The sequence below is a fragment of the Microcoleus sp. M2_D5 genome (assembly GCF_036701935.1).
Taxonomy (GTDB): domain Bacteria; phylum Cyanobacteriota; class Cyanobacteriia; order Cyanobacteriales; family Microcoleaceae; genus Microcoleus.
In genome coordinates this window covers 1-15,911 of the sequence record NZ_JAUBRP010000015.1, presented here as the reverse complement: position 1 = coordinate 15,911, position 15,911 = coordinate 1, and the positions used below count along the sequence as shown (strand labels likewise).

General features: G+C 46.0%; 12 protein-coding genes and 2 pseudogenes. 13 read left to right on the top strand and 1 reads right to left on the bottom strand.

Annotated features, from left to right (window positions below):
• Positions 1-71: 71 nt before the first annotated feature.
• The 10 genes from QUA50_RS08675 to QUA50_RS08630 all read left to right on the top strand — a co-directional run bounded on the left by QUA50_RS08675 (position 72) and on the right by QUA50_RS08630 (position 12,242).
• Entirely contained in the window at positions 72-704 is a 633-nt protein-coding gene (locus QUA50_RS08675; protein WP_333262725.1) for a response regulator, read from the top strand.
• Positions 705-709: 5 nt separating this feature from the next.
• Positions 710-2,101: a response regulator gene (locus QUA50_RS08670; RefSeq protein WP_333262722.1), complete on the top strand. Its 1,392-nt coding sequence runs from the start codon at positions 710-712 to the stop codon at positions 2,099-2,101.
• Positions 2,102-2,172: 71 nt separating this feature from the next.
• Positions 2,173-2,487, top strand: a complete 315-nt coding sequence (locus tag QUA50_RS08665) for a MoaD/ThiS family protein (protein ID WP_333262720.1) — start codon at positions 2,173-2,175, stop codon at positions 2,485-2,487.
• Between the two features lie 324 nt (positions 2,488-2,811).
• Positions 2,812-3,279: a ribosome maturation factor RimP gene (gene rimP, locus QUA50_RS08660; RefSeq protein WP_333262717.1), complete on the top strand. Its 468-nt coding sequence runs from the start codon at positions 2,812-2,814 to the stop codon at positions 3,277-3,279.
• Positions 3,280-3,572: 293 nt separating this feature from the next.
• Positions 3,573-4,862 (top strand): transcription termination factor NusA, encoded by a 1,290-nt coding sequence (gene nusA / locus QUA50_RS08655; RefSeq protein ID WP_333262714.1) that lies wholly within the window; start codon positions 3,573-3,575, stop codon positions 4,860-4,862.
• A 259-nt stretch (positions 4,863-5,121) separates the two neighbouring features.
• On the top strand, positions 5,122-5,418 hold the full coding sequence (locus QUA50_RS08650; protein ID WP_333262712.1) for a YlxR family protein: 297 nt from the start codon (positions 5,122-5,124) through the stop codon (positions 5,416-5,418).
• A 401-nt stretch (positions 5,419-5,819) separates the two neighbouring features.
• Positions 5,820-8,981 (top strand): translation initiation factor IF-2, encoded by a 3,162-nt coding sequence (gene infB / locus QUA50_RS08645; protein ID WP_333262709.1) that lies wholly within the window; start codon positions 5,820-5,822, stop codon positions 8,979-8,981.
• Positions 8,982-9,400: 419 nt separating this feature from the next.
• Positions 9,401-10,126 (top strand): low-complexity tail membrane protein, encoded by a 726-nt coding sequence (locus QUA50_RS08640; RefSeq protein ID WP_333262706.1) that lies wholly within the window; start codon positions 9,401-9,403, stop codon positions 10,124-10,126.
• Between the two features lie 256 nt (positions 10,127-10,382).
• Complete coding sequence (locus tag QUA50_RS08635) at positions 10,383-10,607, top strand: hypothetical protein (RefSeq protein WP_333057837.1); 225 nt, start codon at positions 10,383-10,385, stop codon at positions 10,605-10,607.
• Between the two features lie 423 nt (positions 10,608-11,030).
• Positions 11,031-12,242, top strand: coding sequence for a glycosyltransferase (locus tag QUA50_RS08630; RefSeq protein ID WP_333262703.1), 1,212 nt, complete (start codon positions 11,031-11,033; stop codon positions 12,240-12,242).
• A gap of 40 nt (positions 12,243-12,282) precedes the next feature.
• On the opposite strand, the pseudogene tnpA reads toward QUA50_RS08630, so the two are convergent.
• Positions 12,283-12,501, bottom strand: a pseudogene (gene tnpA, locus QUA50_RS08625) (IS200/IS605 family transposase).
• A 324-nt stretch (positions 12,502-12,825) separates the two neighbouring features.
• Between tnpA and QUA50_RS08620 the strand changes: the two are divergent.
• The 3 genes and pseudogenes from QUA50_RS08620 to QUA50_RS08610 all read left to right on the top strand — a co-directional run.
• Positions 12,826-13,020, top strand: a pseudogene (locus tag QUA50_RS08620) (DUF4277 domain-containing protein); the annotation flags it as partial.
• Positions 13,021-13,272: 252 nt separating this feature from the next.
• A complete protein-coding gene (locus QUA50_RS08615; RefSeq protein WP_333262701.1) occupies positions 13,273-14,691 on the top strand; it encodes an IS5 family transposase in 1,419 nt (472 codons plus the stop codon).
• A 281-nt stretch (positions 14,692-14,972) separates the two neighbouring features.
• Positions 14,973-15,869, top strand: coding sequence for an IS4 family transposase (locus QUA50_RS08610; RefSeq protein WP_333298633.1), 897 nt, complete (start codon positions 14,973-14,975; stop codon positions 15,867-15,869).
• Positions 15,870-15,911 lie beyond the last annotated feature (42 nt).

Genomic DNA, 15,911 nt, shown 5'->3' with positions numbered 1-15,911 from the left:
ACTGTTATGCTCCCATTGCCCAGCAAAGAAAGCTGGTTGGGTATCAAGGTAGAAAACAGAAAGTTTTGGTTGTGGATGACAAATGGGAAAACCTCTCGGTGATTGTCAATCTCCTGGAACCCCTCGGCTTTGAAGTAACCGAAGCTAAAAACGGTCAAGAAGGTTTAGAAAAAGTAGAAGAGTTTAAGTTCGATTTGATTATCACTGACTTAGTGATGCCAGTGTTAGATGGCTTTGAGATGATGCGCCGCATCCGAAATTTGTCACACTATAAAGACGTGGCAATCATTGCTTCATCTGCCAGTGTATTTGCTACCGACCAACATAAAAGTTTGGAGGGGGGAGCAAACGATTTTCTCGGTAAGCCTGTGCAGGCAGAAGAGCTATTTGAGATATTGCAAAAGTATTTAAAACTTGAATGGATATATGAGGAACAAAAGAATGAAAAAATTAGCACTATGCCTTTTTCCTCTGATCCTCAATCACTTTCTGAATCGAACTCCGTAGTTGCTCCCCCGCCCGGAGAAATGGAACTCCTACTTGAACTGGCGATGAGAGGCAACGTGAAAGGAATTGTGAAGCGCAGTGAACACCTAGAGAAATTAGATCGGAAATTTGTTTCCTTTGCTGTTGAGCTGCGCCAGTTAGCCCAAGGGTATCAAGTCAAAAAAATCAAAGAGTTTATTACATCTCACATAATATAAAAACAATGAAGGCAGCAAATATTGAAACAAGTAGCATCTTAATCGTCGATGATAATCCTAGCAATCTAGACGTGCTTTCTGAAGCTTTAGCGGGTTTTGGATGGGAGATATTGGTAGCAACTGATGGCGAAACTGCCATCGAACAGGCTGAATATACTCAGCCTGATTTGATTCTGTTAGATGTAATGATGCCAGGAATTGACGGGTTTGAAACCTGTCATCGCCTGAAGGAAAGTCCGTTGACGAACGAAATTTCGGTAATTTTTATGACGGCTCTTTCTGACATAGGAGATAAGATCAAAGGCTTTAATCTAGGGGCTGTGGATTACATTACTAAGCCTTTTGAACAAAATGAGGTATTAGCTCGCGTCAATCTCCATTTAAAACTGCGTTCTTTGACTAAAACTCTCGCAGATCAAAATCTGCTTCTCAAACGGGAAATTGAAGACAGGCTCGCAGCCGAAGCAGCGTTACATCAGCTCGCGCAGGAGTTAGAAAAACGGGTGGAAGAACGAACCGCTGAACTTTCTCAAGCTTTGGATAATCTTAAAAAAGCTCAGGTGCAAATCGTTCAAAGTGAAAAGATGGCTTGTCTGGGTCAACTTGTAGCTGGGGTAGCTCACGAAATTAACAATCCAGTTAGTTTTATCTCCAATAATATCCCTATTGCCAAGGAATATATTGCCGATTTGATCGAGATAACTCGGCTTTGCAAGCACCACGTTAGTTCGACATCAGAATTTGAGGATAAGTGCCAGGAGATTGAGTTAGATTTTATTGTTGAAGATTTGCCAAAAATTATTGATTCAATGGCGGTGGGAACAGAGCGACTTTACAATCTTTCTATGTCACTGCGTAATTTCTCTCGGTTGGATATATCGGCACTAACGCCAGTGAATATTCACGATGGGCTAGATAGTACCCTGTTGATTTTAGGTCATCGATTGAAAGGTAAAGGCACTCGCCCAGCTATTAAGGTTATTAAAGAGTACGGCGAATTACCGCTGGTAGAGTGCTATCCTGGGCCAATCAATCAGGTGTTTATGAATGTATTAGCGCATGCAATTGATGCTTTAGAAGAGTCTACGATCAGTTGTCCGCTCTGCAGGGAAAAGCAACAGAGCAATGACACTCCACAGATTCGGATCTCCACTGAAATGCTTCAGGGCGACAGAGTGGTGATTCGGATTGCTGATAATGGAGTTGGAATAACTCAGGAAGTAATGCAGCATTTATTCACGCCGATGTTTACTACTAAATCAGTAGGTAAAGGGACAGGTTTAGGTTTGTCTATTAGCCGTGAGATTGTAGAAGCAAAACATGGTGGTAAGCTGATTTGCATTGCCTTGCCAGAATGGGGGGTAGAGTTTGTTATTGAGCTTCCAATTCAGCATTAGTAAGGGCGATTTTTTAGGGTTAATTTTAGTTTTGCTGTTTTGTCAATATACCGTTAATGTTGCGATCGCCCATGTCTAATCTACCAATCACCATCACTGTCAAGCTCTTCACCCCCTATCAAGAAGCAGAGGGCTTGTCCGAACTGAAATTAGAATTTCCCAAAGAAACTCCCGTATCGCAAGTCCTAGAACGCCTGAGTGCCACTCCTCCCCCTGTTCTAGGGGCGACCCACCTGCTTCGGTATCAACCACGAATTTGCCCTCGCCCCACCCCACTCCAAAACGGTGATGAAGTCGTCCTTATTCCCCCTGTCAGCTCTCCCCTTCTGCCCTCGGACAGTCCGCCGATGGCGATCAGTTTGTCACCGGGCGGGCGATCGAGCTAAACTGAGAACTGAGGCCTCGCTTCGATCGGAAGAAGTCCTCAAACTTCTTGGAAGAAATTGTTTTACCTAGGAGTGGGTCAAGCCCACTTTTTTTGTTGCATTAGTCGCAGGAAAAGAGCTCAGGGCGTCTGACTTGCAAGTTGAGGACGGATTTAGTAGGGGTACCCCCCCGCTTGAGATCCCTGCTGGGATGTTGGGTAAGTCCCAAAGTTGAAGACGAAAGTCGCAGCCACCTAATCAAACCACCTCAAAACCAAGCAATCTCAACAACAAATGTTTCCTTGCCCGTGTCCGAGTTTAGGAGTTTTAACTTAAGTATTCGATATGACTCATCCCCTAATCCCACAAATCATTGACTTAGCTACCCCCGTTGCGGAAGCACTGGGATTGGAAGTAGTGGGAGCAGTGTTTCACACCAACCAAAATCCTCCCGTCTTGCGGGTAGACATCCGCAACCTCCAACAAGACACTGGTTTAGCCGACTGCGAGCGCATGAGCACAGCCCTCGATGCCGAGTTAGATGCAGCCGACATCATACCCGAGGCCTACGTGCTAGAAATTTCCAGTCCCGGAATATCCCGATTGCTCAGCAGCGATCGAGAATTTATTACCTTTAAAGGTTTCCCCGTGACAGCCACAACCACCGAACCCGACTCGCGAATCAAAGAGTGGAAAGGACTACTCCTGGGCCGGGATGAAACAGCGGTTTATCTCAATCAAAAAGGGCGACAGGTTAAAATTCCCCGTCCTCAGATTGTCAAAGTTGAACTAGACGAAGGAAAGGAGATGTAAAGGGAAACTTTGAGTTTTGAGTTGTAGGGGCGGTGCCCCTGTGCCCGCCCGATTTGAGTTTTGAGATTGCCTCGCAGCAAGCTGAAAACGCTTGGCTGCGAGTTAATTTTTAACAATCACATCTGTAGCAGCGGGTTGAATGGGAACAACCAATAAATTGTTACAGCACCCAGCTCCCCTAATCCTATCCAGTAACTCATCACTCCTCTGTCATCACTATTTCTCGAAATATTCCAAGTACCAATTACCGATCACTGGTTACTTATTACCAACGCAAAAAAGGAGAGTTTTATATGTCAATGGTTCCCCTTCCAGGACTAAAAGAAATGGTCGAAGGTATTAGCAAAGAACGCAATTTACCCAAACACGCCGTCCAAGCAGCCTTGCGAGAAGCCCTGCTCAAAGGATACGAACGCTACCGCCGCACCCAAAAACTCGACCACTTCAGCGAAGAATACTTCGACAACTTTGATGTAGAACTCGACGCAGAACAAGAAGGTTTCCGCGTTTTAGCCAACAAAACTATTGTCGAAGAAGTCGCCAATCCCGATCACGAAATCTCACTTTTAGAAGTGCAAGAAGTAGCCACGGAAGCTCAGCCGGGGAGCATCGTGCTCGTAGACGTAACCCCAAATCAAAAAGAATTTGGTCGCATGGCGGCGATCCAGACCAAACAAGTTCTCGCTCAAAAACTGCGCGACCAACAGCGCAAAATGATTCAAGAAGAGTTTAAGGATTTAGAAGAAACAGTTCTTCAAGCAAGAGTGCTCAGGTTTGAGAGGCAGTCGGTAATTTTAGCAGTTACCAGCAGCTTCGGTCAGCCAGAAGTAGATGCCGAACTCCCTAAGCGCGAACAGTTGCCCAACGACAATTACCGGGCAAACGCTACATTCAAGGTTTATCTCAAAAAAGTAGGCGAAGGCTCAACTCGCGGGCCGCAGTTACTTGTTTCTAGAGCCGACGCAGGTTTGGTGGTTTACCTGTTTGCTAACGAAGTACCAGAAATAGAAGACGGGGTGGTGAGGATTGTCGCCGTAGCCAGGGAGGCAAATCCGCCCTCCCGGCACGTCGGCCCCCGGACTAAAATAGCAGTTGATACTCTCGATCGCGACGTAGACCCTGTAGGAGCCTGCATCGGAGCGCGGGGATCGCGGATTCAGGTAGTAGTCAACGAATTGCGGGGCGAAAAAATCGACGTGATCCGCTGGTCTCCAGACCCAGCAACTTATATTGCTAACGCTCTGAGTCCCGCTAGAGTAGATGAAGTGCGTTTAGTTGCTCCAGAAGGCAGGAGAGCTCACATTTTGGTCGCTGAAGACCAACTGAGTCTTGCCATTGGCAAAGAAGGTCAGAATGTCCGCCTCGCGGCCCGCCTGACAGGTTGGAAAATCGATATCAAAGATATTGCTAAGTACGATCGCGCCGCCGAAGACAGCAAATTGGCAGCAGAAGCAAGTAGGCTCGAAGAACTAGCAGGCGACTACGACGCAGACGAAGCAGGCGACTACGACGGCGACGAGGAAACCGCAGAATTTGAGCAAGAGGAGGCAGCCGCCACGGAGGAAACCGAAGCCGCAGTCTGAAAACTGTGACATTTACCGAAGAATTCAGAATTCAGGAGCCAGAATCCAGAATGGGTAATGTGCGACAGGATGGAGAATCGAGGTTGAAAGCTTCCGATTTTAATCGTGGAGCCGAAAAAATTCTTTCCGTGACCCTTACCCCTGACTTGGGGCATGGCGTATTTTGAATTCTGAATTCTGTCTTCTGACTCCTTGTCATCAAATTTTCTCTCTTCGCCAGACAAGGAGGACTTGTCCCCAACTCCCACTCTCACAAGAAATGAAACCGAACTACCGGTGCTGTGCAAGTTGTCGAAAAATAGCTCATAAGGAAGCTTTTTGGCGAGTAGTCAGGCTCTATCCTTCTCATCAGGTACAATTAGATCGTGGCATGGGCCGTTCTGCTTACCTTTGTCGGGAAGCCGAATGCCTCAAAGCAGCTCAGAAAAAAAATCGACTTGGGCGAGCGCTCAAAGCGCCTGTGTCTGACGAACTCTACCAAACACTTTGGCAGCGTTTAGCCACATCTGACTGTACATCTTGCTCTGGCGCCGGCCGGACGAAAAACCGACAGTAGTTCGGCATCGACTGTATAAACCCTCTTGGCAGCCCTACCAGTAATTACCGGTAGCGCCAGCTATAAAACCCCAATCCGATCTGCCCACCAGTCTGGAAAGATTTGTGTCAGATTAGATAAGGGTAGGGTACTAGCAGAGGTATCCTCAAGGTGGAAAGGCAAACTTTGAAGCTTGAGAGAGTGGGTTTTGCCAAAACTCAGACTTCGGAGTTCCAAGTTCCCAAACAGACTTGAGAATTCTTCAACCGCAGACTTCAGCGAGTTGCATCTTTTAGATAAAATTGCTGAGCGAGTACCAAAACCCCGATTCCTGACACTGAATCAATCACACCGAATGATGTCGTCATTAGCACAAAAAATCACAATGTAAAAACTGGTTGGCACAAAAGAGGGCAGAGTGGATGAACAACGGCAAAGTAAGAATTTACGAATTATCACGGGAACTAAATTTGGATAATAAAGACATCTTGGCAGTTTGCGAGCGGCTCAATATTTCAGTCAAGAGCCACAGCAGCACAATTACAGAATCCGAAGCAGAGCGCATTCGCAAAACGGCGGAAAAATACGTAGCCAGTAGCCACTCTTCCCCCGGCAAGCCAGCTCCACCCGAAAGAGCAGCCGCGCCATCGAGAGAATCTGGCCCTCACCCTAACGACCAACAAAAAAAGCAGCAAATTTTAGAAATACGCAGTCCAAAAGTACGGCCGGCTGGTGCCTCCTCCCAGCCAGCAGGCAACGAGGAGAACAAAAACCAGCCGGCGGCAACCGTGGCAACTCCTCCCAAGTCGCCTGCTGCTCAACAACTCCAGCCTCCAGCTAAACCGAATATCAATCGACCTGTACTGTCGAAGCCAAATGTCGCTGTGTCGGCGGCTCCGTCCGAAGTCTCGGAAAATGTAGGTGCGATCGCCCCGGAAACCACCGCCAAGGCTCAGGCACCGGCGGCACCTCAACCGCCGTCGTCCAAGGCTCCAGAACGCACCCAGCAACCGCCGGTCGCGCCGGTCGCGCCCTCGGCCAAACTCACGTCGCCGCCCGTCAGAGGGGCGTCCGAGTCGGCTAGCCGTACCCCACAAAATCTGGGGAACAAGCCGGTACTCAAACTTGCAAAAACCGAGCAAGAGCAATCAGGACAGTCAGAAACTCTGGAAGCGCCGCCTAAACCGAGCCGCCCCAGCAGACCTGCACCGGGAGGTACCGAATCTCGCGACGCGCGCATACCGCGCCGGGAAGGCCCTGGTGGGCCAGTCAAAACTCCACTGGCAGATCGACCCCAGCCCGGTGGGCCGCGCCGGAGCCTTGCCCCCGCAGCGTCAGCTACCGGGCTGCGTAGCCGGGGCGGTGGCACCGGAGCGCTAGGGGATGACACTGATGACAATGAAGAAGATAATACGCCGTTGCTGGAGATTCCTCTCCTCGAAAGGCCCTCCCTCCCTCGTCCTGCCAAAAAGACATCGGTCATTTGGGAAGAAGATGATGACGAAAACTCAGATGCTGCCAAAGCTGCCAAAGCTGTTAAGGCAAAACGTTCTCGCCTCAAACCCATAGACGAGGATGACGATGACTTAGAAAACGGCTTGGATCTGCCAGCACCAGTCACCGTCAGCCTGTCCCTAGCCCGCCCAGCGAAAGCGAAGGGACAAGCAGCACCCAAGTCAACACCAACTCCGGGCGCACCCGGAAGCAGCGGAAAAAATAAGAGACCAGGCCCTTCTCACGATAAAAGTTCTTCAGGTTCGAGCGGGGGACGCGGCAACCGGGGCAAAACAGCCGAAGCTAAGGTAGAACGTCCAGAAAAGCTGCTGCTGAGCAGGCCGATGACCGTTCAAGAACTAGCAGTTAGTCTGGCTGTTCCCGAAACCGAAATTATTAAGCGGCTTTTCTCTAAAGGAATTGCGGTAAATATTACCGAAACCCTGGACATTCCAGCGGTGAGGATGGTAGCCGAAGAAATGGGCGTAGAGGTGGAAACCCCAGAAAAAGTAGCCCCAGCTATCAAAGTGATCGAGATGCTGGACGAAGCGGATTTGGAATCCCTGGAACGCCGTCCCCCAGTCGTAACGATTATGGGTCACGTGGATCACGGTAAAACTACCTTGCTCGACTCGATCCGCAAAACCAAGGTGGCTCAGGGAGAAGCTGGGGGCATTACCCAGCACATCGGTGCTTACCACGTAGATGTGGAACACGAAGGCAAGAGCCAGCAGGTGGTATTTTTGGATACGCCCGGCCACGAAGCCTTTACAGCGATGCGGGCTCGGGGAACACGGGTTACGGACATCGCCATCTTGGTGGTGGCGGCGGACGACGGCGTGCGACCCCAGACAATTGAAGCGATCAGCCACGCGAAAGCGGCGAAAGTGCCAATTGTCGTGGCTATCAATAAAGTTGACAAGGAGGGTGCTCAGCCGGAACGGGTGAAGCAAGAGCTGACTGAGTACGGCTTGGTGGCAGATGACTGGGGCGGCGATATCACGATGGTTCCAGTCAGCGCGATCCGAGGCGAAAACCTCGATACTCTGTTGGAAATGATTCTGACAGTGGCGGAAATGGAAGACCTCAACGCCAACCCGCACCGACCGGCTAAGGGTACTGTGATTGAAGCTCACCTCGACAAGGCAAGGGGGCCGGTGGCAACTCTGCTGGTGCAGAACGGCACTCTGCGAGTGGGCGATATTGTGGTCGCAGGCTCGGCTTTGGGCAAGGTGCGCGCCATGATCGACGACCGGGGCGATCGCGTAGACCAAGCAACTCCATCCTTCGCGGTGGAAGTGCTGGGGCTGCGGGAAGTTCCTCGCGCCGGAGACGAGTTTGATGTCTTCGCAAACGAAAAAGAAGCTGCGGCGATCGCAAGCGGAAGAGCTACCTCCCGACGAGATTCACGCCTGCTCCAAGGCGGCCGGATCAGTCTCAGCGGCTTCTCTCAACAAGCTAAGGAAGGCGTTCTCAAGGAACTAAACTTGATCTTGAAGGCAGATGTCCAAGGCTCCCTCGAAGCAATTGTCGGCGCTCTGACTCAACTTCCTCAAAAAGAAGTTCAACTCCGACTGCTGCTATCTGCTCCTGGGGAAATTACAGAAACGGATATTGACCTCGCTGCAGCCAGTAATGCTGTAATTATCGGGTTCAATACTACTCTCGCCACCGACGCTCGCCTCGCCGCTGACCAAGCGGGGGTAGACGTGCGGGAATACAGCATCATCTACAACCTCTTGGATGACATTCAAGGGGCGATGGAAGGCCTGCTGGAACCCGAATTGGTGGAAGAACCTTTGGGAAGCGTCGAAGTGCGCGCTGTCTTTGCGATCGGTCGCGGGGCTGTGGCTGGATGTATGGTACTCTCTGGCAAAGTCATCCGTAACTGTAAGGTGCGGGTGCGCCGGGGCAACAATGTCGTTTACGAAGGTGTCCTCGACTCCCTCAAACGGATGAAGGAAGATGCCAAGGAAGTCAATGCTGGCTTTGAATGCGGCATTTCCTTGAGCGGGTTTAGCGACTGGGCTGATGGCGATATTATTGAAGCCTACCGGATGGTTACTAAGCGCCGGACTCTCTCTCAATAGTTTTGAGTGGTGAGTGTTGAGAGGGAAGAGAATTTTTGAGCGATCGCAACTAAATTGCCGATCGCTCGCAACTCTTCTCTTCACTCAATACTCCTAAAGTCATCACTCGCAACTTTTGTTTTTAACTTATAGCAGAAGCAAGAATCCAGAAGGCAGAAGGTTTTAGTTATCGAGGAGAGAAGGAAGAAGTAAGAAAAGCAAATATATCCACAATTAACAACGTCCTCATCGTCTTGGCTGTTGCTAAAAATTCAAAATTTAAAACTCCAATAAGACTTACGCACAGCAATCGAGTTTCCTCCCAAAATGCTTGGTGTTACCTCTAGAGATGTACTCTTTGCACCAGGTTTATTGCTTAAGAATGCGTCCCCGACTATCAAAACTCAAAATTAAAAACTCATAACTCATAATTATTGAAAGTGCGTTCTTTTTGGTCAGATCCTTTTTTGTGGATTCACCTTTCTGGGGTGGCTACACTGCCGATTTTCCTGGGACTGTGCTTGCTGGGACTCGCAGTGGGTTCTCCCCTACTCCCTGTCTGGTTAGAAATATTTTTAGTGGCTGTAGCAGGTATTGTTCCTGTGCTGTGGATGCAGTGGTTCCGCCCTTTTTACATTTTTAGTATTTTAGTTGTGGCGGTGAAACCCCAGAATTTAAGTTCTTTGCAACAGCGGATTCTGACTCGGTTTAAAACAAAGTTAAATCAAGGAATCGCTTTTTTTGTCGCTGTTTTGCTGGCAATAATTTTGTGGCAACTCTACCGATTGGCTCCCCTCGCGGCAACGGTTGCTCCCTTTCCTCCTTCCTGGCGGTGGACTGGATTGTTGTTGGCAGTTGCTGCTTTTTTAGCTAGCAATTTGTTTTTGCAGGTGTCTGCTAGTGTCATGGCGGTTTTGCTGACGCCGGAATCAGAATTTGCAGCGACAAAGCCTCATGTTTTAGAAAAAATTCGGCAGGATTTTACGATCGCGCCTTGGCAAGTCGATCGACTTTTGCCGGCTTTAGCCGTCGAGACAACTGCCGCTGCTGCTGCACCCGCAGAGTCAATTGGGCCAGCATCCGGCATAGAGAATTCGTCAGTCGGCAGTATTGTCAACCCAAAACCTGCAGACTCCAACGGCGTTACATCTCTACCCGAAGAGTAGAGCGAAAAAAAGTGAAATAAAAAATTAAGAAGGGGACAATTGTAGTTTAAGCTACTTTAATTTGTACAGATGTATGCTTTGAACAAAATAGGTAACACCCCTCTTCTGATAGAGATTATTAATAGTCTTAATATTTAATTTTAAATCGCAGGTTGTGAATATTTTAGGTTGGCTATTTGGAGAGAAGAATCTATAATAGAGAGTGTCAAGGTCAGCTTTCAATCCTTACAGGGGATTAAAACAGAGGTATAACAATATGGCGAATTATCTACCGATCGCACAAGAACCTCAAGCCGCCGAGCCGATCGAGCTGTGCGAAGATTCTGAAATCTGGGGCAGTCTCAAATCCGCGATCGGCGCAAGTTCAGGATTTCAACGCTGGCAGCTAGAACTCAATTTTGAGCGTCAGCACCAAAATGCCACCCTCGATCAGCAGGTTCGTTCCTATCTGCGAGAAACTTTAGAAACTTTGGCTTATTGAGCGCCGTAAAACCAAATATTGTCACGATTTGTGAACTTTATAGCCCAATTCTGCTGGCATCCCCTCCAATATGCTAACTGAGTGCCGATAGTGAGTGTCGAGAGTGAGTGTCGATCGCAACTTCGGAGGTCAAATTGCAGGGGACAGTATTTCTCCTTACTTAGTCGGGATTAATTCCCGCATTATACTTGCAACACACTCTCAGATAAATCAAGAGAAAATTAGCCTGAAACCCCCAATACAAAGCGACTCCGGCCGCTATCTATTGACATGGCTGTTGCCGAAACTCTTTATAATAAGACTGAAGCAAAATAAAATTAATAGTGCGGTTGTGGCGGTACCTCAAACCGTCCTCATCAACCTACTTACACATCTTTTGCATCGTAAGTCCTATTAAATACTTTACAACCAGAGTTGAGGAAAATGCGCTTAGTCATAGTTCAGTATGCCGGCGATTACGCAGAAGCCTTTGATCGTTTAGCCAAAGGTGGAAGCGAAACATACTACGCTCAAAAATATTCTGTTGATGCCGTCACCGAGATGGCAAAACGAGCTGAGTCAGTAACGGTTATTTGCTGCATGACACCAGAATTTAACGATCGGGTTCTAGAAAACGGCGTGCGGGCGATCGGTTGCGGATTTAATTACAAAATTGATACCCAAAAATTGATCGAGTTAATTGCCCAGCAAAAGCCGACTCATTTAGTCATGCGGACGACTTTTCCAGAGATTTTTAGGTGGATAATAAAAAATAAAATTAAAACCATCGCTGTATTTGCAGAATCTATTGCGACAAAAACTTGGCGCAATAAATACCGCAACTATTTCCTATCCCAATTGTTGAATAACGAGCAAATAGAATGGGTGGGAACTTACGGCATTACGTCATCTTTATTGTTCCAACAAATAGGAGTAAAAGCTGATAAAATAATTCCCTGGGACTTTCTCTTAGAGACCAATCCCGGCTCTTTGTCCCCGAAAAAAATCCCTGCGGATATCAAAAAACTTCAACTTTTTTACGCTGGTTCCTTAGTACAAAGTAAGGGAGTGGGTGATATATTGAGAGCCGTAGCAACGTTAAGAGAACGGAATAATATATCAGTTCACTTGAAAATGGCAGGTAAAGGTGAAGAGGAGTTTTTTGCCCAGCGAGTCGAAGAGTTGCAAATTAAAGATTGTGTAGATTTTCTGGGAATCGTGCCAACTCAGAGTTTAGAACCTTTAATGAGAGAATCCGATCTCGTGTTAGTTACTAGCAGGCACGAGTATCCCGAAGGCTTTCCCCTGACTATTCAGCACGCTTTACGGACTAGAACACCGATAGTAGCTTCGGATCACCCAATGTTTAAAACCCACTTAAAGCACGGTATTAATTCGATGATTTTTGAAGCGGGGAACTCTCTGGCTTTAGCAGAATGTATCGAAAAAGTTATTTCGGATTCAGCGCTTTACCACAATCTTTCTGTCGCTTCTCACTCAACCTGGCAGGAGTTGCGCCTGCCTGTCAAATGGGCGGACTTGATCGATCGCTGGCTGGATGATTCTCCTGAAAGCAAACAGTGGTTATTTGAACAACGACTAGCTTCTGGAGCCTATAGCGCGTCGCGTGAGAACCCCGGTATTTCAAGCTCTTGATGAAACGCAGTTGTAGTTTTTAGGCTACCAGTGTTGCGGATTATTTATTTCTCTGTTCTTCAATATATTTTCTGACGGTTTCAGTTGAGACATTGCCAACACTACCGACAAAATAACTAGGAGTCCACAAGGTAGGCAATTTTCACTATTCAGGAAACTCTTTTCTTAAGTAACTGGAAGCCCTGCCTTTAACTCTTTGCAGGACAAAGCTAGCGGCATCAGTCGGCTTAACGTTAACCAATAAATGTACATCCCACATTCCGCAGGTCTTTAAATAGAATTGATGGTTATAAATTTTTATAATTCAAGCATGAAGTGACTGCTCCGTAATCACTTCAGATTTTTTTGAGTTACAATGAACGAATTAGGCTCCAAGAGGAAAAAAACTATGAATGAGCATCAAGAAGCCCTAAAAGTCCTAAATTTCGATCCTAAACGGAATAGTAGCAGGCATAATAAGTAGATGAGTCGGAAAATACACAAGTAGTCAAAAGCGAGGGTCACTCAGTGAAACGAAGCAATCCCAAAGCTTCTGACAGCTTTACATTCCTTTACACAGCCGGGTTTATTTGCGCCTACCTACTTAGACGAGATGGAATTAGTAGAATAAGTCAATAAAATAGTAGGAATAACAACCCAAGAAATGCTCAGCCCAGGACAAGTCATGAAAGCAATGATTGTGAATGGACTAAGATTTATCAGCGCCTCATTATACATATTCGAGGTTTTTTTTGTAGTCCAAGCAACATCAAATCTAATCGGAAAAGGAATACTACCCGGCGTTGCTGATTCTGGCGTATGAATCAACTTTTCGCTTGAAGTTACAAAACTCACCATACTGGGCTTATAGCAATTGGTAAATCTTGAATTCATACCTGTATTAAGCAACGCCGCTTTTGACTTAATTAGGGCTTGCTGAATAAGCCTAAAACCCTTACCTGAAAAGACTTTGACTCGCCCTCGGCGCCGATCAAGTGTAAGACTATGAGCTAAAATTAGTCAAAAGCCATGCACAGTATCACTTTCGTTCATGTACCGAAAACTTGACCCAAGCCCAAAAGCACCATCCAACTTTGACCTGAACGGACAGGGACAATTATCAGAGAATAATCGTTGGGTAATCATGGCAAAAATAATTCCTTGGTCAGAATTTGAAGTAGAATATGCCAAAAATTTTACCTGTTCAACAGGAGCACCTGCCAAATCGTTTCGTATGGCATTAGGGGCATTAATAATCAAAGAAAGATTGGGAACTAGCGATGCCGAAACAGTAGAACAAATAAGAGAGAACCCATACCTACAATACTTCCTAGGTCTGAGTAGTTATAGTAATGAAGCACCATTTGACTCATCCATGTTCGTTTATTTTAGGCAAAGAATAGGTATCAACCTAGTCAATAAAATCACTGAAAAAATGGTCAAGAACCAAACCCAAGTACAAGGAGAAGAAGTAGAAAAAAAGTCATCAGACTGGAGTGAACCCAAAAATCAAGGAAAATTAATATTAGATGCAACCTGTGCGCCAGCAGACATTAAATATCCGACCGACTTAGGACTATTAAATCAAGCCCGAGAACATACTGAAAAAATCATAGATGCGCTACACAATCAAACTAAATCACCCGTAAAAAAAAAGCCGAGAACCTATCGAAACAAAGCTAGAAAAGAATACCTAACCATAGCAAAACAAAAAAAGCCACGAAGAAAAGCAAGAAGAAAAGCAATTAAAAAACAACTGCAATACATTCAAAGAAATTTGGCGAATAGAGAGCGAATGGGTGAGCTACAGTTACTAAAGAAATCTCATTATAGAAGGCTGTTAGTAGTTACCGAAGTCTACCGTCAACAGTTATCAATGTATGAAAAGAAAGAACATAGTATTCCCGACAGAATCGTAAGTTTAAAGCAACCACATATCCGCCCTATAGTGAGAGGGAAAGCTGGGAAATCCGTTGAATTTGGGGCAAAACTGTCAGCGAGTTGTCGAAATGGGTACGTATTTTTAGACCGAATTAGTTGGGATAATTTCAACGAATCAGGAGACTTAAAAACACAAGTAGAAGCATTTAAACGATTCACCGGATTTTACCCTGAATCAATTCATGTAGATCGGATATATCGAACACAAGAAAATAGAGCTTGGTGCAAAAAACTCGGCATCAGAATGAGCGGTGTCCGTCTAGGAAGACCTTCCCAAAATCTGAGCAAATCAATAAAAAAACAAGCTCAATTAGACGAAAGAATTCGTAACTCAATCGAGGGGAAATTTGGAGAAGCCAAAAGAAGATTCAGCCTCGGTAGAGTGATGGCTAAACTTGATAATACTTCTGAAACAAGCATCGCAATAACTTTTCTGGTGATGAATCTTTCTGCCCTGCTACGGCAGGCTTTTTGGCTTTTTTTCTGTCTATTTCACAACAAAAACCTTTTGTCATGTTTTTTGGCTTAAATCATTTGTAAAAGCTATGTTTCGCCATCACAAGATTGACAAAACTTATATTGCAGAGGCCAGCTCAAATTCACTCATCTTTCTAAACTGGGGGGGTGACGACCCGCCCCAAACCCATAGTTAGTAAGGATTGAGCCAACTTGTGGTAAAAAAAGATAGGCAGCAGAATTATTACACGCTTGCCTATCCAAAAAATAATGATACTAAGATTCTACCAGAGTCATTTACAAAAATACCTGACGCCATCTCAGTTTTTGGTGATGACAGTTTTGCTATCATTGATGCAGTCAGAAAAACAAGTGAGATTAGAGCGGCTGTCCCGAGTATTTCCCTGTCTAATTACAGCCGAAAGTCGGCGACGTAAATTACAAAGGTTTTTAGATTTACCTAACTTAACGATTGAATTAATTTGGTTCCCATTAATTACTTATTGGTTAACCACTTATTGCTCTGTCGGTCAAAGATTATCAATTGCAATCGCTCGCAGCCAATGGGGCTGTATTAATTTGTTCATGGTTAGCTTAATCTGGGAGCGCAGAGGAATTCCATTATACTGGTCATTGTTACCCAAATTGGGCAGCAGCAACTTCGAGGAACAAACGACAAATATAGAGCAAGTTTTACCATTATTTTCCGAATATAAAGTCATCCTTTTAGGAGACCGTGAATTTTGTTCGGTCGATTTGGGAAACTGGCTGAGGGAAAAGGGTGTATCTTTTTGCTTAAGACTGAAGAAGAATCATTGTATCGAAACAGAGCATTTAGTTTGGCAGCGATTAGATGAATTAGGAATAGTGCCGGGAACCTCTTTATATTTTCAAGGTAAAAGAGTGAGGAAAACTCGACCTGCGACCGAATTTGATCTTGCTTGTAAGTGGAAAAAGAACTACGGGGGATGGAAGGTTGATGAAGCGTGGTTTATACTCACAGATTTAGGGTCATTGCCGGCAGCTATCAATGCTTATAAGCAGCGGATGGGTATTGAAGAAATGTTTCGAGATTGTAAAACAGGAGGCTACGATCTGGAAGGAACTAGCTTAAAAGGCAACCGACTGATTAACATAATTCTGCTGATGACACTCGCCTATAGTTTGGCAATATTTGAAGGTACTGAAATTCAGAAAAAGCAGGTAAGAAAATATGTAAGTAGGTCGGCGGGAAAATTTATAAGTATGTAACAAAACATTAAGTAGGACGGTCGGCTCTCAATTTAATGCGTT